This window comes from Hydrogenophaga sp. BPS33 (assembly GCF_009859475.1).
In the GTDB taxonomy this organism is placed as follows: Bacteria; Pseudomonadota; Gammaproteobacteria; order Burkholderiales; family Burkholderiaceae_C; genus Hydrogenophaga.
Genome location: NZ_CP044549.1, coordinates 2,201,828 through 2,224,129 on the forward strand (window position 1 = coordinate 2,201,828; position 22,302 = coordinate 2,224,129).

17 protein-coding genes are annotated in these 22,302 nt (G+C 65.9%); 13 read left to right on the forward strand and 4 right to left on the reverse strand.

The features are described from left to right. The 10 genes from polA (at position 1) to F9K07_RS10345 (ending at position 13,374) form a co-directional block, all read left to right on the forward strand. Complete coding sequence (polA, locus tag F9K07_RS10300) at positions 1–2,820, forward strand: DNA polymerase I (RefSeq protein ID WP_159592422.1); 2,820 nt, start codon at positions 1–3, stop codon at positions 2,818–2,820. A gap of 236 nt (positions 2,821–3,056) precedes the next feature. Continuing rightward, on the forward strand, positions 3,057–4,739 hold the full coding sequence (locus F9K07_RS10305) for a hydantoinase B/oxoprolinase family protein (RefSeq protein ID WP_159592425.1): 1,683 nt from the start codon (positions 3,057–3,059) through the stop codon (positions 4,737–4,739). Beyond that, on the forward strand, positions 4,736–6,862 hold the full coding sequence (locus F9K07_RS10310; RefSeq protein ID WP_159592428.1) for a hydantoinase/oxoprolinase family protein: 2,127 nt from the start codon (positions 4,736–4,738) through the stop codon (positions 6,860–6,862). The genes F9K07_RS10305 and F9K07_RS10310 overlap by 4 nt, the downstream gene beginning before the upstream one ends. Then, positions 6,859–7,896, forward strand: coding sequence for a phosphoglycerate dehydrogenase (locus tag F9K07_RS10315; RefSeq protein WP_159592431.1), 1,038 nt, complete (start codon positions 6,859–6,861; stop codon positions 7,894–7,896). The genes F9K07_RS10310 and F9K07_RS10315 overlap by 4 nt, the downstream gene beginning before the upstream one ends. Further along, on the forward strand, positions 7,893–9,269 hold the full coding sequence (locus F9K07_RS10320) for an acyclic terpene utilization AtuA family protein (RefSeq protein ID WP_159592434.1): 1,377 nt from the start codon (positions 7,893–7,895) through the stop codon (positions 9,267–9,269). The genes F9K07_RS10315 and F9K07_RS10320 overlap by 4 nt, the downstream gene beginning before the upstream one ends. Beyond that, positions 9,266–9,589 carry a DUF4387 family protein gene (locus tag F9K07_RS10325; RefSeq protein ID WP_159592437.1) on the forward strand — a complete coding sequence of 108 codons (324 nt, stop codon included), beginning with the start codon at positions 9,266–9,268 and terminating at the stop codon, positions 9,587–9,589. Before F9K07_RS10320 ends, F9K07_RS10325 begins: the two co-directional genes overlap by 4 nt. An 11-nt stretch (positions 9,590–9,600) precedes the next feature. Further along, a complete protein-coding gene (locus tag F9K07_RS10330) occupies positions 9,601–10,575 on the forward strand; it encodes a Bug family tripartite tricarboxylate transporter substrate binding protein (RefSeq protein WP_159592440.1) in 975 nt (324 codons plus the stop codon). A gap of 29 nt (positions 10,576–10,604) precedes the next feature. After that, positions 10,605–11,483 (forward strand): LysR family transcriptional regulator, encoded by an 879-nt coding sequence (locus tag F9K07_RS10335; protein ID WP_159592443.1) that lies wholly within the window; start codon positions 10,605–10,607, stop codon positions 11,481–11,483. Positions 11,484–11,598: 115 nt separating this feature from the next. Beyond that, positions 11,599–12,498: a dienelactone hydrolase family protein gene (locus tag F9K07_RS10340; RefSeq protein WP_159592446.1), complete on the forward strand. Its 900-nt coding sequence runs from the start codon at positions 11,599–11,601 to the stop codon at positions 12,496–12,498. 63 nt (positions 12,499–12,561) lie between these two features. Beyond that, a complete protein-coding gene (locus F9K07_RS10345; RefSeq protein ID WP_159592449.1) occupies positions 12,562–13,374 on the forward strand; it encodes a ZIP family metal transporter in 813 nt (270 codons plus the stop codon). A gap of 4 nt (positions 13,375–13,378) precedes the next feature. Here the strand turns inward: F9K07_RS10345 and F9K07_RS10350 are convergent, their stop codons facing one another. The 4 genes from F9K07_RS10350 to F9K07_RS10365 are packed head-to-tail and all read right to left on the reverse strand — an operon-like array spanning position 13,379 to position 18,894. Further along, on the reverse strand, positions 13,379–15,937 hold the full coding sequence (locus F9K07_RS10350) for a PAS domain S-box protein (RefSeq protein WP_159592452.1): 2,559 nt from the start codon (positions 15,935–15,937) through the stop codon (positions 13,379–13,381). A 23-nt stretch (positions 15,938–15,960) separates the two neighbouring features. Next, complete coding sequence (locus F9K07_RS10355) at positions 15,961–16,821, reverse strand: sulfurtransferase (RefSeq protein WP_159592455.1); 861 nt, start codon at positions 16,819–16,821, stop codon at positions 15,961–15,963. Positions 16,822–16,846: 25 nt separating this feature from the next. Further along, positions 16,847–17,737, reverse strand: coding sequence for a DMT family transporter (locus F9K07_RS10360; RefSeq protein WP_159592458.1), 891 nt, complete (start codon positions 17,735–17,737; stop codon positions 16,847–16,849). Positions 17,738–17,739: 2 nt separating this feature from the next. After that, positions 17,740–18,894, reverse strand: a complete 1,155-nt coding sequence (locus tag F9K07_RS10365) for an aromatic ring-hydroxylating oxygenase subunit alpha (RefSeq protein WP_159592461.1) — start codon at positions 18,892–18,894, stop codon at positions 17,740–17,742. Positions 18,895–19,173: 279 nt separating this feature from the next. Between F9K07_RS10365 and xseB the strand changes: the two genes are divergently transcribed. From xseB to dxs, 3 genes are read left to right on the forward strand one after another with little or no spacing between them, the layout of a single operon-like run. After that, a complete protein-coding gene (xseB, locus tag F9K07_RS10370; RefSeq protein ID WP_159592464.1) occupies positions 19,174–19,431 on the forward strand; it encodes an exodeoxyribonuclease VII small subunit in 258 nt (85 codons plus the stop codon). Beyond that, the gene (locus tag F9K07_RS10375; RefSeq protein WP_442907412.1) at positions 19,416–20,333 is read left to right on the forward strand and encodes a polyprenyl synthetase family protein; all 918 of its coding nucleotides are present in this window, start codon (positions 19,416–19,418) and stop codon (positions 20,331–20,333) included. Before xseB ends, F9K07_RS10375 begins: the two co-directional genes overlap by 16 nt. 46 nt (positions 20,334–20,379) lie before the next feature. Next, a complete protein-coding gene (gene dxs / locus F9K07_RS10380; protein ID WP_159592467.1) occupies positions 20,380–22,275 on the forward strand; it encodes a 1-deoxy-D-xylulose-5-phosphate synthase in 1,896 nt (631 codons plus the stop codon). Positions 22,276–22,302 lie beyond the last annotated feature (27 nt).

Here is a 22,302-nt window from a genome sequence, read left to right on the forward strand (position 1 = left end):
ATGCCAGACGCCCCCACCCCCGCCATTTCCGCCGACACCAAGACCTTGCTGCTGGTCGACGGCTCCAGTTACCTGTACCGCGCCTTCTTCGCCGGTGGCGAAGCCATGAGCACCACCTTGCCCGATGGCACGGTGCTGAAAACCGGTGCCATCCGCATCATGATCAACATGATGCAGAAGCTGCGCAAGGATGTGCGCGCCGATTACGCCGCCTGCGTGTTCGACGCCAAGGGCCCGACCTTCCGCGACGCGCTGTACCCGGAGTACAAGGCCACCCGCACCCCCATGCCCGACGACCTGCGCGCGCAGATCGCGCCGATCCACGAAGTGGTGAAGTTGCTGGGCTGGAAGGTGCTGGACGTGCCCGGCGTCGAGGCCGACGACGTGATCGGCACGCTGGCCCACGTGGCGTCGCAGCAGGGCATCGACTGCATCATCTCCAGCGGCGACAAGGACCTGAGCCAGCTCGTGAACGAGCACATCACCGTGATCGACACGATGAACGACCGCAAGCGCGACATTGCCGGTGTGACGGCCGAGTTTGGCGTGCCGCCCAGCCTGATGCTGGACTACCAGAACCTCGTGGGCGACCAGGTGGACAACGTGCCCGGCGTGCCCAAGGTGGGGCCGAAGACGGCGGTGAAGTGGCTGCTGGAATACGGTTCGCTGGCCGCGCTGGTGGAGCGCGCGCACGAGATCAAGGGGGTGGCCGGCGAGAACCTGCGCAACGCGCTGGACTGGCTGCCCAAAGGGCGCGAACTGCTCACCATCAAGACCGACTGCGATCTGACGGAGCACATCGACGGCCTGCCTTCGCTGGAATCCATCACCATCCGAGGCCAGGAGACCGAGGCGCTCAAGGCCTTCGGCGAGACCTACGGTTTCAAGGGACTGGTCAAGTCGCTGTCCCTGCACGATGTGCCGCCGGAACGGATCGCATCGGCCAAGACCGCCGAGGCTGGCATGCCCGGCTTGTTCGACGAGCCGGACCTGAGCGGCAGCGCCCAGCGCGTGAGCAACCTGCGGTACGACACCATCCTGACCTGGCCGATGTTCGACGATTGGCTGCAGCGCGTGCAGGCGGCCGAACTGGTGGCGCTGGACACCGAAACCACCTCGCTCGACGAAATGCGCGCCGAGATCGTGGGCATCAGTTTCAGCGTGAAGCCGGGCGAAGCGGCCTACATTCCGCTGCGCCACAGCGGCCCCGACGCGCCCGAGCAACTGCCGTTCGACGAGGTGCTGGCCAGGCTCAAGCCCTGGCTGGAAGACTCGGGCAAGGCCAAGCTCGGCCAGCACATCAAGTACGACCGCCATGTGTTCGCCAACCACGGCATCGAGGTGCAGGGCTACGCCCACGACACCATGCTGCAGAGCTATGTGCTCGAAGTGCACAAGCCGCACGGCCTGGCCAGCCTGGCCGAGCGCCACCTCGGGCGCCAGGGCATCAATTACGAAGACCTGTGCGGCAAGGGCGCGCACCAGATTCCGTTCGCGCAGGTGGACGTGGCCAAGGCCGCCGAGTACTCGTGCGAAGACAGTGACCAGACGCTGGACGTGCACCAGGCGCTGTGGCCCCAGTTGCAGGCCGACGACAAGCTGCGCTTCATCTACGAACTCGAGATCGCCAGCAGCGAGGCGCTCTACCGCATCGAGCGCAACGGCGTGCTGATCGACGCGCCCACGCTCAGCCGCCAGAGCAACGAGCTGGGCCAGCGCATTGTGGCCCTGGAGCAGGAAGCGTTCGAGATCGCCGGCCAGCCGTTCAACCTGGGCAGCCCCAAGCAGCTGGGCGAGATCTTTTTCGACAAGCTGGGCCTGCCGGTGATCAAGAAAACCGCGACCGGCGCGCGCAGCACCGACGAAGAGGTGCTGGAGAAACTGGCCGAGGACTACCCGCTGCCCGCCAAGATCCTGGAGCACCGCAGCCTCTCCAAGCTCAAGGGCACCTACACCGACAAACTCGCGCAGATGGCGCTGCCGCGCACCGGGCGCGTGCACACGCACTACGCGCAGGCCGTGGCGGTGACCGGGCGCCTGTCGAGCAACGACCCCAACCTGCAGAACATCCCCATTCGCACACCCGAGGGGCGCCGTGTGCGCGAGGCCTTCGTGGCACCGGTCGGCCACCTGATCGCCAGCGCCGACTACTCGCAGATCGAGCTGCGCATCATGGCCCACATCAGCGGTGACGAAGCCCTGCTGCGCGCCTTTCACGAGGGCTTGGACGTGCACCGCGCGACCGCCGCCGAGGTGTTTGGCCTGGAGACCGCGCAGGTCAGCAGCGAGCAGCGCCGTTATGCCAAGGTGATCAACTTTGGCCTGATCTACGGCATGGGCACCTTTGGGCTGGCCAAGGCGCTGGGCATCGACAACACCGCGGCCAAGAACTACATCGCGCGCTACTTCGAGCGTTTCGAAGGCGTGCGCCGCTACATGGACGAGACGCGCCAACGCGCCAAGGAGATGGGTTACGTCGAGACCGTGTTCGGGAGGCGGCTGGTGCTGCCCGACATCCAGAACGCCAAGGGTGCCAAGCTGGCCGCGCTGGAGCGGCAGGCCATCAACGCCCCGATGCAGGGCACGGCGGCCGATCTCATCAAGCTGAGCATGGTGGCGGTGCAGAAGGCTCTGGACGACCAACGCCGTGGCACGAAGATGATCATGCAGGTGCACGACGAACTGGTGTTCGAGGTGCCCGAGGGCGAGGTGGAGTGGCTGCGCACGGAAATCCCACGCCAGATGGCGGGCGTGGCCGCGCTCAAGGTGCCGCTGCTGGCCGAGGTCGGGATGGGCCCGAACTGGGACAAGGCGCACTGAGCTCCACAGCGCGTGAAGGCGCACGCCGCGCCATCTTCCCCGCGGATCAAGTCCGTCCATCGCGCCCATCCATAAGAGCAACTCCGTCGTTGTGATAGGGCAGCTTTCGCGAACCGCGAATGCTGGTCGATTCCAAAACTAAACCTCGCACGCTCTGTCCTTTCTACATTTGCATTCACCGCGTCAACGGCGTCGCACGCCAGCGCGGATAGCCCAATGCAGAGATAGGACACGACATGCCCGAAGCGCAACGAGAGATAGATCCCATCACACTTGAGATTTGGTGGAGCCGCCTGGTGGCCATTGCCGACGAAGCAGCGACCGCGCTTTTGCGGACCGCGTTTTCTACGGTGGTGCGGGAGTCCAACGACTTTGCCACTGTGCTGATGAATCGGCATGGTCAATCGATGGCGGAGTGCACCGGTGGCATTCCCGCTTTCGCCGGCATCATCCCCCGTACCACCAGGGCCTTTCTGCAGAGCTTTCCCGCCGAAACCTGGCGCGAGGGCGACTGCGTGATCACCAATGACCCTTGGCTCGCGACCGGGCATCTGCCCGACATCGCAATGGTCACGCCGATTTTCCATCGAGGCCAGTTGGTGGGTTTCGCGGGCTGCGCCGCTCACTCCCCGGATGTGGGGGGAACCCACGGCGCGGGCAACCAACAAGTGTTCGAGGAAGGCATCTGCATTCCTCCGATGCATCTCTACCGCGGGGGCCAACGCAACGAGGCGATGCTTGAGCTCTTCCTCAACAACGTGCGCCTGCCCGAGCAAGTATTGGGCGATCTGGAGGCCCAGGTCACTGCCAACGAGGTTTGTCGCAAGCGCGCAGTGGATTTTCTCTCCGACACCGGACTTTCGTCTTTCGACCTTCTCTCGAAGACGGTGCACGAACGCACCGAAGCGGCGATGCGCTCCGCTATCGCAGCGATACCGGATGGATGCTACGTGGCAGCGATTGACGCCGATGGCTTTGCTCACCATCCGACACACATTCGCTGCACGGTGACCATCGTCGGCGACTCCATGACGGTGGACTACGCCGGCAGTTCGTCGCAAGTCAATCGAGGCACCAACTGCACGATGAACTACACCCAGGCCTACTCGGTGTACCCCATCAAATGCGTGTTGGATCCGCAGACCCGCCGCAACGAAGGCTCTTACCGCGCCATCGAGGTCAAGGCGCCCGCAGGCAGCATCATGAACGCCCGCTATCCCGCTGCAGTGGGCGCGCGCCACCTCACCGGGCACTTGCTGTGCTGCGCGATCTACCAGGCTCTGGCGCAGGTGGTGCCAGAGCAGGTCATCGCAGACAGCGGCGGCACGCCCGCCATGCGGGTGCGCTTCAGCGGCAACCACATGGAACAGGCTCGCTTCTCGCAAACGCTGTTCGCCAGCGGCGGCATGGGCGCGTCGGCGCAAGCCGACGGATTGTCCACAACCGCGTTTCCGACCAACTCCGGTGCCGGCAGCATCGAGGCGCTCGAGGCGGTGACGCCGCTGCTCGTGCGCCGCAAGGAGTTTCGTGTCGATTCCGGTGGAGCCGGCTGGCATCGCGGCGGACTGGGTCAGCTGTGTGAAGTGCGCAACGTGACCGACGGTGATATCCAGGTAGCCATTTCCGCAGACCGCCAGCAGCACCCCGCGCGGGGCATCATGGGCGGAGCGCCGGGTGCACCGACCGCCGTGACACTGGGCAATGGCAAGGCGCTCGACCTCAAGTCCCGCATCGAACTTGCACCTGGCGACAGCGTCACGTTGGCTTTTGCTGGCGGAGGAGGTTATGGGGACGCCATGGACCGTCCCTTGGCCGACATTCAGCGCGATATCGAATACGGCTATGTGTCGCGCGACGTTGCTCTTGGCCAGTATCCCCAGCTGAAGGGCGCAGCGGTGGCCGCGGGAGTCGCGCAATGAAGAAGACCACACGAATCGGCGTTGACATTGGCGGCACTTTCACCGATTTTGTGCTGCACGACGAGGCCCGCAGCATCATCCAGACCGGGAAGCGACTGACCACGCCTGAAGCGCCCAGCCGTGCCATTGTGGAAGGCGTTGAACGCCTGTTGGCAGAAACAAACACGCAAGCGGGACAGATCGCCAGCATCGTGCACGGCACCACGTTGATCACCAACACCGTGCTAGAGCGAACCGGCGCGCGCGTTGGCCTGCTGGCCACTGACGGGTTCCGCGACGTTCTGGAAATGGGGCGCGAGAGTCGCTACGACACCAACGACTTGTTCCTGCAACAGGTGCCGGTGATGGTGCCACGCCCGCTGCGCCATGGAATCGGTGGGCGTATCAAGGCAGATGGGACCGAGCACGCGCCTCTTGACGAAGCCGCCGTGGTACGCGCCGTCACCCGGCTCGTTGAAACCGACCAGATCGAAGCCCTGGCCATCGCCTTCTTTCATGCCTACCGAAACCCGGCGCATGAGTTGCGTGCCCGCGAGATCGTGCACGGTCTTTACCCCCATCTGCTGGTCAGCCTATCGGCCGAAGTGGCACCGGAAATTCGCGAATACGAGCGCACGACCACGACCTGCGTCAACGCCTATGTGCAGCCCCGGGTGCACGGGTACCTGGATCGACTGAAGAACGATCTAGCCGCGCTGGGCTTCCAAGGCGACCTGTTCATCATGCTGTCGAGTGGCGGCATCACCACCATCGAGGATGCCAAGCGTTTCCCTGTGCGGCTGATCGAGTCAGGGCCCGCTGCTGGCGCGATGGCAGCCGCCTTTACCGCCCGCCAGACGGGTGAGGATCGATTGATTTCCTTCGACGTCGGCGGAACCACGGCCAAGATGTGCCTGATTGAAAAAGGCCGGCCACACATCAAGCACGATTTCGAGGCAGGGCGCCTGCAGAAATTCAAGCAGGGCTCGGGCCTTCCGCTGAAAGTCACCGTCGTCGACATGATCGAGATCGGCTCCGGAGGTGGCTCCATCGCCAGCATCGACGGCATGGGCCTCATGAAGGTGGGCCCGCGCAGCGCGAGTTCGGTACCTGGACCCGTTTGCTACAACCGCGGCGGCACCGAGCCCACCGTGACCGATGCGGATTTGTTGCTGGGTCACCTGGATCCGGCGTTTTTTCTGGGTGGTGAGATGGCGTTATCCCTGGATCGGGTGCGCAACGCGGTGGACCATCGGCTGGCCGGTCCCCTCGGGCTGGATCAGGCGACCGCAGCGCGCGGCATCCAGGAAATCGTCAACGACAGCATGGCGGCGGCGACCCGCATGCATCTGGCCGAGAAGGGAAAGGATCCACGCGATTACAGCCTCTATGCATTCGGCGGCGCGGGGCCGGTGCACGCCTACGGCTTGGCGAAGCTGCTCAAGGTAAAGCGACTGATCGTTCCCATGGGCGCGGGCGTGATGTCCGCCTTCGGCTTCCTGGTGGCGGCCCCCGTCGCGGACGAGGTGCGCGGCTACGTCACCGAGTTGCAGCATGCCGACTGGGGCCGCGTCAACGCTATGTACGCCGACATGGCGTCATCCGCCAAGGCCATCCTGCAGGGCACCGGCGGCAAGGCTGCCGACGTTGCCCTCGAATGGTCTGTAGACATGCGCTATGTGGGCCAGGGCTTTGAGGTCACCGTGGGGATCCCCCAGGGCCCGCTCGGCCCGCAACACCTGAGCGCCATACGCCAGGCCTTCAAGCAGACCTATGCGGAGCGCTTTGATCGCATCGTGGCGGACGTGGGAATCGAAGCCATCAACTGGCGGCTGACCGCCCGCCTGCCAGAGCCGAGCATCAGCCTCGCTCGCATGCCAGTCGACACGCCCGCCAAGCGTGGTGAGAGAAAGGTGTACTTCGCCGGCTTCGGTGACGTCACGGCTTCTGTCTACAACCGCTATGCGCTCAAGCCCGGTCAACGGTTGCACGGACCGGCCGTGGTCGAGGAAAGGGAGTCCAGCTGCAGTTTTGGTCCTGACTGCAGTTTCACGGTGGACGAGCACTTCAATCTTGTCGTGGACATCGACTACCCCGAGAGCGTGGGTGTCCCGTCGACGGCCTCAACGTTGGTCGCGGCATGAGCATCCATCCGCATAGGCGCAGGGTGGTGGTCACCCAGCGCTTCTTTGACCAGGCCACGTGCGATTTCTTGACGGCGCACCATTGCGAACCTGTCGTCGCTGAACCGCCGCCCGGCAAAGGCGACGGTGACCTGTCTGAGGCGGTGTTGCGAGAACTGCTGGCAGATGCCGAGGGTTGGATCGTGGGCCACGCACATGTCACGGATTCTCTGTTGCTCGCTTTGCCTCGCCTGAAGGTGGTTGCTCGGCGAGGTGTGGGCTATGAGCGCGTGGATGTGGAGGCCGTGCATCGGCGTGGCAAGGTGGCGACCATCGCGATTGGCGGCAATGATGCTTGCGTGGCCGACCATGCGCTTGCGTTGATGCTGGCCGTGTCGCACCGCCTGCGTGAAGGGCAGATCCGTCTCGACGCCGGCGACTGGTCGATACCAATGGGCACGGACTTGTATCGAAAGACCGTGGGCATTGTGGGATTGGGGCGCATAGGGCGCGGCGTGGTGCAGCGGCTGCGCGGCTTTGAGGCAGACGTTCTGGTCTGCACGCCCACACCGGACGAAGCGTATTGCCGCGCCAACGGCGTTCGCCAGGTCGACATCGACACGCTACTGCGCGAATCGGACGTCGTCAGCCTGCATGCCCCCTTGACGCCCGAGACCCGCTTCATGGTGGATGCATCAGCGATCGAGAAAATGAAGCCCTCTGCGATCGTCATCAATACCGCCCGGGGCGGGCTGGTGAACGATCGCGACTTGCTCGCTGCCCTGGAAGCCGGTCGCTTGCAGGGAGCTGGCCTGGACGTCTTCGTGAGTGAATCCGATCCTGCTTATCACGGGGTGTCCCGGGCGTTGATTGCACTGCCCCAGGTCGTTGCAACGCCGCACGCTGGCGCTTCCACCCGAGAGGGGCTGGACCGCACCAATCTCATTGCCGCCCGGTCGGTTGTCGACGTGCTGGACGGTGCGACGCCCCCTGCGGCGTGCGTGATTGCCGACGGCCGAACCGTTTCCCACTCGTCAAAAAAAGGAGAGACATGAGCCATCCTGTCAAAGTATTGGTGCCATCCGGCTCCATCGGCACCGGCGCGCGGCCGCAGCAGCCTTTCGATCTCGGTGTGAGCCTCAAGCCCGACGTGATCGCAGTGGACGGCGGCTCCACCGATTCAGGCCCCCACTACCTGGGGTCGGGCACCGCCAAATGTTCCCACGGGAGCCTGCGGGCCGAGCTCAAGCTGCTGATGGAGGCGCGCCACAACTTGGGTGTGCCGCTGATCGTGGGCAGTTGCGGGACCTGCGGTTCCGACCAAGGCGTGGACCTGATGCGCGACATCTGCCGAGGGCTTGCTGAGGAACTGGGCCACGCCGTGCGCGTGACCTGCATCTACAGCGAACAGTCGGCTGCGACGGTAAAGACAGCGCTGGCCGAGGGCCGAATCGGACATCTTGCGCCGCGGATGGAGATCGACGACAGCTTGATCGACCGCTGCTCGCACATCGTCGCTGCCATGGGAGTCGAACCGATCATCCACGCGCTGCGCGAAGGTGCGGACATCGTGCTGGCTGGGCGCGCCACCGATACCGCGCTGATGGCGGCCGTGCCCATCATGCGAGGCGCCCATGCTGGCGCCGCCTGGCACGCCGGAAAAATCCTGGAGTGTGGTGCCTTCTGCACGACCAAGCCCGCCAGTGGTGCGGTGATGGCGACGATCGACGACACCGGCTTTACCATCCACGCCCTGGCCGATGGTGCAGAGGCCACGCCGCGTACGGTGCTGGCCCACATGCTCTACGAAAACGCCAATCCCTACGAGCTTACCGAGCCCGGTGGCGCATTGAACGTCGAAGCCGCACGGTATGCCGCGCTCGACGAGCGCAACGTACGGGTCGAGGGCTCAACGTGGACGCCCAACGGTGTTTACACCGTCAAGCTTGAGGGTGCGGCGCCGGCGGGATTCCAGGGAGTGAGCCTGTGCATCATCCGATCGCCCGACTACATCGCGCGTTTCGACGAGTGGCTCACGCTGCTGGAGTTGAAGGTGCGCGGCAACATCCAGGCCCAGCTCAAGCTGGCGCCCGAAGCCTACGACTTGCAGTTCCGTGCGATCGGCCGCGATGCCGTGCTGGGCGGGTTGGAGAGCCGCAGGGGGGATCCGGTGGAGATCGGCGTCATGGCGGTGGTGACCACGCCCGAGGCGGCCCGCACCAAAGAGATCATCAAACTGCTCAGTCCGCCGATGTTGCACTTTCCGTTGCCGGACGATCCCGTCACGGCGACACACGCCTTCCCTTTGTCACCCTCCTCGATGGACCGAGGCGTCGTCTACGAGTTCGTGCTGAACCACGTGATGGTCGTGAGCGATCCGCTCGCACCGTTTCGCTTCGTCTCGTCGAATTTCGGACGCATGCAATGAGCCCCTCGAATACCACCCCGTCGCCCACCTATGCGGTGAGGACCAAGAACGCGGGCCCCTTCTGGCTCACCATCGACATTTTCTGTGACGACAAACCGACGTTTTGGCGCCTGCGCGAAGACCCTCGGCTTTGCGCACAGGCAATCGGCGACCTCCTGAGAACCGACGCCAACAGCGTGAAGATCTTCCACATCGACGCACTCGACGTCATCAAGATCAGTCTTCCCCGGCCCGTGGTGCAAGGTGCCGTCGCAGACCGCGACATGCATGGCGCGCAGTGGGCGTATTTGCTGCAGGAACAATTGGAGAAACCACAATGAAGACATATGCCATGAATCCACGTCGACGCATGTTGCTGGCCGGAGCGGCCGCAGCTCTGGCGGTTCCCGTCGTCCGAGCCCAAGCCTATCCGAGCCGCCCGATCAAGCTGATCCTTCCCAACTCGCCCGGCTCGTCGGTCGACAAGGTCTCGCGTGCTCTGGCGATACCGCTTGCGCCGATCCTGGGCCAGCCCATCGTGGTCGAAAACATGGCCGGTTCTGGCGGCGTCATCGGGCTGCAGCAAATCCTGCGCGCGCCCAGGGATGGCTACACCGTCGGCATCGTGTCCAGCAATTACACGGTGCTTCCCAGCCTGTACAACCTGTCCTTCGACGCGCGCACCGACCTCGTTCCTGTGGCCGTAACGGTCACAGGCCCCTTCGTGCTGGTGGTCAATCCCAGCGTGCCCGTGAAGAATCTGACGGAGTTCGTGGCACTGGCGAAGTCCCGTTCCGCTGACAAGAGCTTGACCTTCGGTACGCCCGGCGTGGGAAGCTCCTTTCACCTTAGTGGTGAATTGCTCCGGGTGACGGCGGACTTGCCCCTGCTGCACGTGCCCTACAGGGGCAACAACAACTTCACCACCGACCTGCTGGGCGGCCAGCTCGACTGCGGCTTCCTCACCCCCAATGTCGCATTGCCCTTTCTCAAGGCGGGCAAATTGCGAGCGCTCGCCATCACCGCCACGGTGCGCTCTGATCTGCTGCCCCAGGTGCCGACCATCGCCGAATCGGGATACCCCGGCTACAGCATGGACGGCTGGCAGGCCGCCGTGGTGGCAAACGGCACACCGGTCGAGGTGATGCAGCGCCTCAACGCCGCCATCAACACCGTGCTGAAGATGCCCGACATTGCGCGTGCGATCGCAGACGACGGCCATCGCATCATCGGGGGGACGGTCGCTCAGGCCGGCGACTGGTTCGAGAAGGACTTCGAGCGCATCGGAAAGCTGGTGAAAACCATCGGACTGAAGCCCGCGGGCTGATCCGCAGCCGCTTGGGCGATGATGCCGCCATGAAGCAATTTGAGTTTCTCACCTTGAAATTGTTCGTGGCAGTGGCCGAAACGGGCAGCGTGTCCGCCGCAGCGGAGCGAAGCAGCATCGCCGCCGCCGCGATCAGCAAGCGCATCACCGACATGGAGCATGCGGCGGGGGGACAGTTTTTCTACCGCCACGCGCGGGGCATGGCCCTCACGCCCGCCGGCCGCGAGTTGCTGCAGCACGCGCGCGAGATCATCTTCAGCGTTGACCGGATGCACAACGATCTGAGCGGCTATGCCAATGGCATCAAGGGCCACGTGCGTGTCGCGGCGACCGGGTCGGCTGTCTCTGAATTCCTGCCGCATGAACTCAAGCGCTTCGGCGAGCTGCATCCCAATATCGTCATCGACCTCACCGAATGGACCAGCCAGCGCATCGTGGACGCGGTCATGGAGGGGCGGGCGGAAATGGGCATCTTCATCGACCCGCATACCCGTCCCGACCTGGTGACCTTCCCTTACCGCGAGGACGAACTGTGCATCGTCGTTCCGACCGGTCACCCACTCGCCGGCCGGCCATCGGCGCGGTTCGCGGACATCACGGCTTTCGATTTCATTGGACTGGAGCCGCAGAGCTCGATTGGTCAGATGGTGGCGACAGAAGGGGGCGCGCAACTGAGGCTGCGCATCAACGTCCGCAGCACGGACGGCCTCTGTCGCATGGTGGCGGCTGGGCTGGGCATCGGCATCGCTCCCCGGCTGGTCGTCGAGACCCACGTGAAGTCGATGTCCATCGAAATCGTGCCGCTGGCGGAGCCATGGGCGCAGCGATCGCTGCTGATCGGCGTGCGCTCGGAAGAAGGGCTTTCAACGCCTGCGCGCATCTTTCTTCAGCACTGCCGGGCGGGCTGACGCGCACGACCCGCGCCCGGTTTTGCGCTCATCGGAACCCGCGCATGGGACGGTCCTCGAACTTTTTCGGTATGGTTCGGGTCACTCAAGCCTCATCAACCCAAACGGAGACCCCATGCTCAACGAATCGCAGACCCAAGACCTCGACGCCTTGCTGCCCGGCCAGTCCACCGAACAAGGCGCGACCCGGCGCACCGCGCTCAAGGCCGCCATCGGTGTGGGCTACGCCGCGTCCGTCCTGCCCGTGATGGCACAGACAGCGATCAAGACGCCGGCCGATGGCCTGACGGTGGGCGAGGTGACGATCGACGTCAATGGTCACACGATGCACGCCTACCGCGCCGCACCCGCAGGCAAGACGGGCCTGCCCGTGGTGCTGGTGTTGTCCGAGATCTTTGGCGTGCACGAATACATCGCCGACACGGCGCGCCGCTTCGCCAAGGCGGGATACCTGGCGATCGCCCCCGAGCTGTTCGAGCGCCAGGGCGATGCGCAGAGCTATGGCGAGATGGCCAAGCTCATGTCCGAGGTGATCTCCAAGGTGCCCGATCAACAGGTGCTGGGCGATCTGGACGCCGCGGTGAAGTGGGCGGGTGCCAATGGAGGCGACACCCGCAAGCTCGGCGTTACCGGTTTCTGCTGGGGCGGGCGCCAGGTCTGGCTGTACTCGGCGCACAACCCCGCGGTGAAGGCCGGCGTGGCCTGGTACGGCCGCCTGGTCGGCGACGCCACAGCACTGACCCCGCGCCAGCCGGTGGACGTGGCGGCCAAGCTCAACGGCCCGGTGCTCGGCCTGTATGGCGCGGCCGACACCGGCATCCCCCTTGACACGGTTGATAAGATGAAGACCGCTCTGGCCGGCGGCAATGCGGCGGCCAAGGCATCGACCTTCGTGGTGTACCCGGACGCACCGCACGCCTTCCACGCAGACTACCGGCCGAGCTTTCGCAAGGAGCCGGCCGAAGATGGCTGGAAGCGGGCGCTGGCCTGGTTCAAGCAGCACGGCGTGGCCTGATCGGGCCCGCCCCGTTCAACGAAGGCCGCCCTTGGGGCGGCCTTTTTTCGTGGTGACAAGCAAATGACTTTGTTGGCGATCCTGATCGGCACCATCGCCGCCGGCGTGGGCAGCGTCTGGCTGGCGGCCCTGCTGGGCATGGCCATGCTGGCGCGGTACACGCAGCACATGCTCAGCCTGGCGGCCGGCGCGCTCATGGCCACGGCCTTCATGCACCTGTTGCCCGAGGCGTTCGAGAGCGAGGCCGGCGCGCACGAATTGTTTGCCCTGCTCCTGGCCGGGCTGGTGTTTTTTTTCCTGCTCGACAAGGCCGAACTGTGGCACCACGGGCACGAGCACAGTGTGGAGGAAGAAGCGCTGCTCGACCACGAGCCTCAGGACCACCACGCGCACGCACACCACCACCAGGGCCATCACCACCACGGTCCCCGCTCGGGCGGCTGGACGGTGCTGGCCGGTGACAGCGTGCACGCGTTTGGCGACGGCATCCTGATCGCATCGGCCTTCATGGCCGACATGCGCCTGGGTGTGGTGGCCGCGCTGGCGGTGCTGGCCCACGAGGTGCCGCACCACATGGGCGATCTGGTGGTGCTGCGCCACACCTCTCGCAATTCGCGTGCGGCGCTGGTCAAGGTGTCGCTGGCGGGGACCGTGACCGCGCTGGGCGGCCTGCTGGGTTACTTCCTCCTCACGCAACTGCAGGACTATCTGCCGTATTTCCTGGTCGCCGCGTCGAGCAGCTTCGTCTATGTGGCATTGGCCGACCTGATCCCGCAACTGCAGAAACGCCTGAGCCTGCGGGAAACCGCCGCGCAAGTGGCGTGGCTCGCCCTGGGCATTGCGCTGGTGACCGTGGTCAGCGGCCTGGCGCATTGAAGCGCTAGGCCAACGAGAAGCAGAAGCGCGCGCCGTCGCCCAGCCGGCTTTCGGCCGAGATCTGTCCGCCGTGCCGCTCGATGATGCGCCGCACCGTGGCCAGGCCGATGCCGGTGCCCTCGAATTCGCTGGGCATGTGCAGCCGCTGGAAGGGTTTGAAGAGCTTGTCGGCATAGGCCATGTTGAAGCCCACGCCGTTGTCGCGCACATAGAACATCGCAGGCTCCGAACCCACGGCGGGCAACTGGCCCCACTCGATCACCGTCCTGTCGCGCGTGCGGCTGTACTTGAGCGCGTTGTTCAGCAGGTTCTCCAGCACGATGCGGGCCAGACGGGGGTCGCAGTCGGCCCGCAGTTCGGGTGTGATGCGAAGCTCGATCTCGCGTTCGGGTTGTTTCTGGCGCTCCGTCGCCAGGATCTCGCCGACCATGCTGCTGAGGTCCACCGGCTGGCGCTCGAGCACACCCTGGCTCACGCGCGCCAGCGCCAGCAGATCGTCGGTGAGCGAGCCCATGCGCTGCGTGGCCTGCAGCACGCGGGCCAGCAACTGCTGTTCTTCCGGGCTCAACCGGGGGCCGACCTCTTCGGCCAGCAGACGGGTGAATCCGTCGATGGCGCGCAGAGGCGACTTGAGGTCGTGCGAGACCGAATAGGCGAACGAGTCGAGCTCGGCGTTGAGCAACTGCAGATCGGCCGTGCGCTCGCGCACGCGCTGCTCCAGCGTCTCGTTGAGCCGCTGGATCTCGCGGTCGCGCCGCAGCCGCACCAGCTCGGCATTGGCACGGCTGGCGAAGATGGAGATGAGCGCCTGCGCATCCTGCCCCAGGTCCACCGGTCCGCTCCAGAGCGCGAAGATCACGCCAATGGCCGTGCCATCGGCGTCGCGCAGCGCCTTGCCCAGATAGGCCTGGCAGCCCGAATCGATCAGGCTGTGGGCCTGCGGGAACTGCTCGGCCAGGCCCGACGTGCAGATGAACATGTCCGACTGCAGCAGCGTCCTGGCGCAGGGCGTGCCCTCGATGGAGAAGGTGAAGTTGGGGCGGGACTGCTCACCCTGGCGGACCGCCAGGCTGCGCACACGCCCGTCGCTGCGGCACTCGCCCACCACCACCATGTCCGCGCCAATGGTCTCACCCAGGTGGCGCGTGAGCGCGCTGAAGAACGCCTCCCCGGTTTCGGCGGCCACGCCGCGTGCCACGTTGAGCAGCAGCGCTTCACGCCGTTTCTCTTCGTCGATGTTGACGTTGCACGACAGGATGCAGGGTTCGCCATCGATCTCGATGAGTTCGGCCCACAGGCGGGTATCCACCAGCGAGCCGTCCTTGTGGCGCATGCGCGTCTCGTAGCTGTGAATGTGGCCATCGCGCAGCAACTGCGCGACGAAGGCTTCGCGGTCCTGGGGCGAGAGCCAGGTACCGATCTCGATCGAGGTCTTGCCCTTGATTTCCTCGGGCTTGAGTCCCTGCGCCTGGTCCTCGGCCTGGTTGACTTCGATGAACGAGCCATCGGACAGGCGCGAGATGGTCATGTTCAGCGGACTGAAGTTGAAGGCCTTGGCAAAGCGCTCTTCGGAGCGGCGCAGCCGCTCCATCACTTCGTTTTGCGCGCTCACATCGGTGATGGTCGTCATCACGAGCTTGTCTTCGCGGTCGTCTCCCATCTCGCTGGAGACGAGGCCTTCGAACGTGCTGCCATCGGCGCGCAGGCCACGCGCGGGGAACTGCTCGACGCGGCGCGTCGCGAACAGGCGCGCGAGGTAGATCTCGCGCTGCTCCGCGTCGGCCCACAGAAAGTCGTCCTGGCGCCCCAGCGCCTGGGCCTTGGTGTAGCCGTAGCAGCGCTCGAACGCCGGGTTCAGGTCCAGGATGATGCCCGAGCGCGCCGACTGCGCGAGCATCGGGCTGGGGCTGGTGTGAAAGATGCGGGCAAAGCGCTCGAGGTTGCGGTCGCGCTCCTGCTCGGCCTTCTTGTGCAGCTCCAGCGCATCTTTCTGCCGCTCGAACGCCTCGCGCAGCTGGCGGCCGCTGTGGTAGACCATCACGGCCACCACGATCAGCGTGGCCGAATGCGTGATCCACACCCGCAAGCCGACCTCGAAATACGGCGTTGCGCTGAACCAGCCTTGAACCTCGGCCAGGGTGAGCAGGCCCAGCGCCCCCACGGCCGAAATCACGGTGACGATCAGCGCGGTGCGGCCGAGGAACGTGCCTGCGCCGGCCACGGCGGCCACGAACAGGAAGCCCACCGCGGTGCGCACCGAGCCGTAGGTGATCACCGACAGGATGGCCGAACCCAGCGTGCCGCACACGATCACATGCGGCACATAGTTCAAGCGGTTGCGGCGGGCAAGTGCGTAGGCCAACAGAGACACGGCCATCAGGATGCCGGCAATCCAGGCCTCGCGCTGGCCAGGGCTGGCCACCAGCAGATCGAACACGAGCACCACGAACGCGGCCGTACCGGTCAGCAAGGCCAGCAGTTCCATCACGCGTTTGCGTTGCGAGGCGATCGGCGGCGCCACGCCGACGGGGCGGGTGTTGGGAGGAGAGGACGGGAGCGCCATGGGCGTTGAATGTGTCGTCTTTTTCAGCCCTGGGCGACCGGCAGGCCCGGCGTGTTGCACCACTCGCTCCAGCTGCCGGGGTAGAGGCGGGTGCGGCCCAGGCCCGCGATTTCCATGGCCAAGAGGTTGGGCACGGCGCTCACGCCGCTGCCGCATTGGTGTACCACGCTGGCTGGGTCACGGCCCGCCAGCAGGCGTTCAAATTCGAGCCGCAGTTGCGCGGCGGGCTTGAAACGGCCGTCGGGCATCGCGTTGTCGCTGAACGGCCGGTTGAGCGCGCCGGGGATGTGGCCGGCCACCGGGTCCAGGGGCTCGGTCTCGCCGCGAAAGCGCACGGCGGCGCGCGCGTCGACCACGGTCTGCTCCGCACGGCCCAGCGCACCCGAGAGCTCCTGGGCCGACACGGTGCGGGCCAGGGGCTCCTTCAAGGCGAAGCTGGCGGGCGGGAGCGGCAGGGCCGGGCCCGACGCCACCGCGCCTCCAGCGGCCTTCCAGGCGGCCAGTCCGCCGTCGAGCACGGCCACGGCCTCGTGCCCGCACCACTTGAGCATCCACCACAGACGCCCGCTGGTGGTGATGGCCTGGCGGTCGAGCACCACGGCCTGCATGCCATTGCCCAGGCCCAGCGCACCCAGCCGCGTGGCGAAGGTCTCGCGCGAGGGCAAGGGGTGGCGGCCACCGCTGGCCCGCTGCGCTGTCGAGGACTTCTCGCTCAGGTGGTGGTCCAGGTGCACGTAGATCGACCCAGGGATGTGCTCGCCCTCGAACTGGGCCTGGCCCGCCTCGGGCTTCATCAGGTCGAAGCTGCAGTCCATCACGCACAGCGGTGCGCCGCTGGCCATGAGTTCCTGCAACTGGGGGGCGGTGATCAGCGTCGTGTACATGCGGACATTGTGAGGGAGGACCCGCTCAGTGGTCCTCCGCTGGGGCATTGGGCACGGCACGCACGCGCAGCACCGTCGACGCAATACCGCTCAGAATGATGAGCGCCATGCCCAACCAACCGATCAGGGGCAAGGCTTCGCCGAAGAACAGCAGGCCGAAGAAGGCCGCGAACACGATGCCCGAGTACTGCAGATTGGCCACCACCATCGTCGCCCCTCGGGAGTACGCCCGGGTCATGCACAGCTGCCCGAGCACGGCCAGCAGTCCGATGGGCAGCAGCCACAGGGCAGAAGGCCAGCGCCATTCACTGGTGCCGGTGAACAGCATGCCAATGGCGCCCGCCAGGGTAGCGCACAGGCTGAAATAGAACACGGTGCGCAGCTCGGGCTCGCCCGCGCGCGCAAGCCCTGCGACCTGCAGATAGGCGAGGGCGGTGAAGATGCCCGAGAGCAGGCCGGCCAATGCGCCGACGACCTGATCGGGGGCCAGGGTGGGGCGCAGCATCATCGCCACGCCACCGAAGCCCGCGAGCACGGACAGAAACAAAGGGGCCTGCTCCCGGATCGGTGCCTGCCGGCCTTGCAGCAGGAGCGCGCCGCCGATGAGGAAGGTGGCGATCCACACGCTGCTCATGTAGTTGAGCGTCATGGCTGTGGCCACGGGCAGCGAAACGAACGAATAGAACCAGGCCGCGAGCGCGGTCGTGCCGACCACGCCGCGCCATGCGTGCATCATGGGCACGCGGGTGCGCAGCGAGACGCCTTGGCCGCGCATCAGCACCGCCAGGGCCAGGACGCCCACGAGTCCCCGGTAGAACACCAGTTCCAGGCTCGTGAAGTGGGCCGAGCCGAACTTCACGCACACGCCCATGGCCGCGAAGAAAAACGCGGCCAGCAACATCCACAGGGCTTGCACGTTCAGCGCACCGAAGGCGCAGAGGGGCTCATCCTCCCCCTATACCACTCGTGGAAGTGCTGCATGCCATCTTCCATCGGGCTCTGGTAGGGGCCGACCTCGTTGTCGCCGCGCGCCAGCAAGGCCTTGCGGCCCGCGTCCATGCGCTCGGCGATCTCGTCGTCCTCGATGCAAGTTTCCATGTACGCGGCCCGCTGTGCCTCGACGAACTCGCGCTCGAACGCAGCGATTTCCTCGGGGTAGTAGAACTCGACCATGTTGATGGTCTTGTCCACGCTCACCGGGTGCAGGGTGGAGACCGTGAGCACGTGCGGGTACCACTCGACCATGATGTGCGGGTAGTAGGTGAGCCAGATCGCGCCGTGCTCGGGCATCTTGCCCTGGCGGTACTGCATCAGCTGCTCATGCCAGCGCTGGTACACGGGGCTGCCGGCCTTGCCCAGCAGGTTGGCCGGGCCGACCGTCTGCACCGAGTACTCGGACTTGAACTCCCAGCGCAGGTCCTCGCAGGTGACGAAGCCGCCCAGTCCCGGGTGGAAGGGCGCGACGTGGTAGTCCTCCAGGTAGACCTCGATGAAGGTCTTCCAGTTGTAGTTGCACTCGTGGATTTCCACGTGGTCCAGCACCATGCCCTCGAAGTCGAGTGCGGCGCGCGGCCCCATGTGGGCCAGGTCGGCCTGCACGTCGCGGCCGTTGTCCTCGAACAGCAGGCCGTTCCATTCGCGCAAGGCGTAGTTGTTGAGGTTGAGGCAAGGGTCCTGCTCGAAATGCGGCGCGCCCAGCAACTGCCCGGCCTTCTCGCCGTGCGCGCCGCTGTAAGTCCAGCGGTGCAAGGGGCAGACGATGTTGCCGCCGGCGCTGCCGCTGCGCGTGTCCGCGAGGTTGCCGCGGCCTGTGAGCATGACGGCCTGGCGGTGGCGGCAGACGTTGGACACCAGTTCGACACCCTTGGCGGTGCGCACGAGTGCGCGGCCGCCATTCTCATGGGGCAGCGCGTGGTAGTCGCCGACGTTGGGGACCGAGAGTTGGTGCCCCACGTACCGGGGCCCGCGCTGGAAGAGTGTTTCCTTTTCGCGCTGGAACAGCGCCTCGCTGAAGTAGCTGGAAACCGGAAGTTGGCTTGCGGCCTGCTGCAGTTGAAGACTTAAATCAGACATGCGGTCCTGACCTGAAGACTCCCCCTATGAAGGGGCAGGGTAAGCGCTGTGCTCGTCAGACGAATTCGCGCGGGGTGGGTGGGTGGTGCGTCCCTCCGGACAGAAGCTGTCCGTGGTAAAGAGTGGGGGCGAAAAAAGGAACGCGGATTGTACCCCCAGGGGGAAATGCCCTTCGCGGGCATAAAATGCCCTTTTCATGAGCCCTCCCACGGCCGCGCCAACGGCGCATGGCCTGCGCCCACTCCAGTGGTGGGCAAGGGCCTCAGCCGATCGAAAACCATGCCTACACCCACTTCTTCTCGCGCTCCCCGAGAGGCCGCCACGCCCGCCCCGGCGACCAGCTATGAGGCGGCACTGGAAGAGCTCGAACAACTTGTTGCACAACTCGATGCCGGCAAGCTGCCCCTGGACCAATTGCTCACGCGCTACCAGCGCGGCGCCGAATTGCTCACCTTCTGCCGAGCACGGCTGGACGAAGTCGAGGACCAGATCAAGGTGCTTGAAGGCAGCACCCTCAAACCGTGGGACGCCAATTGAGCGCGGTTCTTTCCTGCGACACCGACTTCGTGGCCTGGCGCCAATCGCAGCAGGAGGCGGTGGAGCGTGCGCTGGACCGCTGGGTGTGCGCCGGCGCACCCGCTGGCCTGGGCGATGCCATGCGTTACGCCGTGCTCGACGGCGGCAAACGGCTGCGTCCCCTGCTGGTGCTGGCCACCTGCGAGGCGGTGGGCGGGCAAGCCGCGGCGGCCATGCGCGCGGCGTGCGCGGTGGAGCTCATCCACGCGTATTCGCTGGTGCACGACGACATGCCCTGCATGGACAACGACGTGCTGCGCCGAGGCAAGCCCACGGTGCACGTGCAATTCGGCGAGGCGCAAGCCCTGTTGGCCGGCGATGCCTTGCAGGCGCTGGCCTTTGAACTCCTGGTGCCCGGCGACGGCAGCATGGGCGACGCCATGAGCGCTCGCCTGTGCCGCCTGCTCGCGCTGGCCGCGGGTGCCGACGGTATGGCCGGTGGCCAGGCGGTCGATCTCGCCAGCGTGGGTGTGTTTCTCGACCTGCCCTCGCTCGAAGCCATGCACCGCCGCAAGACCGGCGCTCTGCTGCAGGCCAGTGTGGCCATGGGCGCGGCCAGCGGCCAGGTGGCGTCCGATACGCAAGCCGCGCTGGCGCAGTACGGCGCCTGTGTGGGGCTGGCCTTCCAGGTGGTCGACGACATCCTGGACGTCACCGCCGATTCCGCCACCCTGGGCAAGACCGCCGGCAAGGATGCCGCCGCCGACAAGCCCACCTTCGTTTCCCTGATGGGCCTGGCCCAGGCCCAGGGCTATGCCGACCGCGTGCTGGACCAGGCCCACGATGCCCTGCGCCGCTGCGGCCTGAACGACACCCGCACCTTGCACGCCCTGGCCGATTGGGTCGGGCGGCGTGTTACCTGATGAGCCTCGCCAGGCCGCCACACCCATGACCCAAGCGACGCCTCCCATGAGTTCCCTGTTGTCGTCCATCGATACGCCGGCCGACCTGCGCCGACTCTCGCGCACACAGCTCAAGCCCCTGTCCGACGAGTTGCGCGCCTTCGTGCTCGACAGCGTGTCGCGCACCGGCGGACACCTCAGTTCCAACCTGGGCACGGTAGAGCTCACGGTCGCCTTGCACTACGTGTTCAACACGCCCGACGACCGCCTGGTCTGGGACGTGGGCCACCAGACCTATCCGCACAAGATCCTCACCGGCCGGCGCGAGCGCATGCACACGCTGCGCCAGCTGGGCGGCATCAGCGGCTTCCCGCGCCGCGACGAGAGCGAGTACGACACCTTCGGCACCGCGCATTCGTCCACCAGCATCTCGGCCGCGCTGGGCATGGCCCTGGCGTCCAAGCTCAAGGGCGAGCAGCGCAAGTCCATCGCCATCATCGGCGATGGCGCCATGACCGCCGGCATGGCATTCGAAGCACTGAACAACGCCGGTGTGGCCGATGGCCGCCTGCTGGTCGTGCTCAACGACAACGACATGTCGATCTCGCCGCCAGTGGGCGCGCTCAACCGCTACCTGGCGCAACTCATGAGCGGCCAGTTCTATGCCGCCGCCAAGCACGTGGGCAAGCAGGTGCTCAAGGGCGCGCCGCCGTTGTTCGAACTGGCCAAGCGCCTGGAGGAACATGCCAAGGGCATGGTGGTGCCGGCCACCCTGTTCGAGAAATTCGGCTTCAACTACATCGGCCCGATCGACGGCCACGATCTGGAATCGCTGATCCCCACGCTGGAGAACATCCGCCACCTGCTCGAGACCGACAGTGGTCCGCAATTCCTGCACGTGGTCACGAAGAAAGGGCAAGGCTACAAGCTCGCCGAAGCCGACCCCGTGGCCTACCACGGTCCGGGCAAGTTCGACCCTTCGGTGGGGCTGACCAAGCCCGCCACCCCACCCAAGCCCACCTTCACCCAGGTGTTCGGCAAATGGTTGTGCGACATGGCCGAGGCCGACCCGCGGCTGGTCGGCATCACGCCCGCCATGCGCGAAGGCTCGGGCATGGTCGAGTTCGAACGCCGCTTCCCCGCGCGCTACTTCGACGTGGGCATTGCCGAGCAGCATGCGGTCACCTTTGCCGCCGGCCTGGCCTGCGAAGGCCTCAAGCCCGTGGTGGCGATCTACTCCACCTTCCTGCAGCGCGCCTACGACCAGCTCATCCACGACGTGGCCTTGCAGAACCTGCCCGTGGTGTTCGCGCTCGACCGCGCCGGCCTCGTGGGCGCCGACGGCGCGACCCACGCAGGCGCCTACGACATCGCCTACCTGCGCTGCATTCCCAACATGTCCGTGGCCTGCCCGGCGGACGAAGCCGAATGCCGCCAACTGCTGAGCACCGCCTTTGCACAGAACCACCCGGTGGCGGTGCGCTATCCGCGCGGCGCTGGTGCGGGCGTGGCGCAACCGGCAGGCCTGGAAGGCCTTGCATTTGGCCGTGGCGAACTGCGCCGCCGCGGCAGCGGCGTGGCCATTCTGGCGTTCGGCACGCTGCTGCAACCCGCGCTCGCGGCGGGCGAAGCACTGGGTGCGAGCGTGGCCAACATGCGCTGGGTCAAGCCGCTGGACCTCGATCTCCTGCGCGAACTCGCCCAGACGCACGCGGCGCTGGTGACAGTCGAAGAAGGCTGTGTCCAGGGTGGCGCGGGCGCGGCCGTTCTGGAGGCGCTGCAGGCCGAAGGCCTGGTGCTGCCGGTGCTGCAGTTGGGCTTGTCCGATACCTTCATCGAGCACGGCGACCCCGCCCGTTTGCTGGCGTTGGAGGGGCTGGACGCGGCGGGCATCGAGGCCTCGGTGCGCGCCCGTTTTGGTGCGCAATTGCAAGGCGCGCCCGCCCTCAAACGCGTGGTCTGAAGCCGCGCCGCCAGCGGCGGCGGCAAA